1 protein-coding gene is annotated in these 1,001 nt (G+C 35.1%); it reads left to right on the top strand.

The annotated features are described in order from the left end of the window. Window positions 1-149: 149 nt before the first annotated feature. Window positions 150-1,001 (top strand): IS3 family transposase (locus tag AC1Q59_RS24765; protein ID WP_492368527.1); only part of this gene is annotated, 852 nt, incomplete at its 3' end.

Genomic DNA, 1,001 nt, shown 5'->3' with positions numbered 1-1,001 from the left:
AAAACGAACGAGAATTATATCACCCCTTCTGAACTTGAAAAACTTAAAATACAACATGATAAAGAATTAGAACTATTAAGAGAGGAAAATGAAATCCTAAAAAAGGCCATGCACATCTTCACCAAAAACCAAGCGTAGTTTATCGCTTTATTCAAGCCCACTCAGATGAACACGCTATATCGAGGATGTGCCAAGTATTAAAGGTATCGAAGAGTGGTTATTATAAATGGCTTTCACAATCTAATATTCTATCTGAAAAAGAAGAATATCGTTTAGAAATCCAGCAAAAAATTAGTAAGTCATTCCATGAAAGCTTTGGAACCTATGGAAGCCCAAGGGTGCACTCTGACTTAATCGACTGGGGCTATACTATCTCACAAAAGACTGTGGCTAGGATCATGAAAGAAATGGATTTAAAAGCAACCCTAAAAGAAAAGTTTGTAGTCACTACGGATTCAAATCATAATTTGAACATTTATCCTAACCTGCTTAAACGCCAATTCAATGTAGAAGAACCTAACAAAGTATGGGTTTCTGATATTACTTATATTTGGACAGTAGAAGGCTGGGTTTATTTATCATCCATTATGGATTTATTCGGTAGGAAAATCGTGGGATGGAGTTTAGCTTCACATATGAAAACAGAATTAGTTATACAATCATTAAAAATGGCACTCGTATCAAGGCAGCCTGGCGAAGATTTAATTCATCATTCAGACCGTGGTTCACAGTACTGTGCTCAGAATTATATTGATCTTCTGGAGGAGAACGAAATGCAGATCAGTATGAGTAAAAAAGGTGATCCCTATGATAATGCTTGTATTGAGTCTTTTCACGCCACAATCAAAAAAGATTTAATTTACAGAAGACGGTTTAAGACAAGAGAAGAAGCGATTAAAGCTGTTAATTATTATATAAACAGTTTCTATAACGAAAAAAGAAAGCACTCAACCTTGGGGAACTTTTCACCAAATCAATATGAGAGAAACCACCAACAAGGT

This window comes from Cytobacillus sp. MT66 (assembly GCF_058792595.1).
Note: the sequence above shows the minus strand (reverse complement) of the source record. Positions and strands in the feature narration are given on the sequence as shown.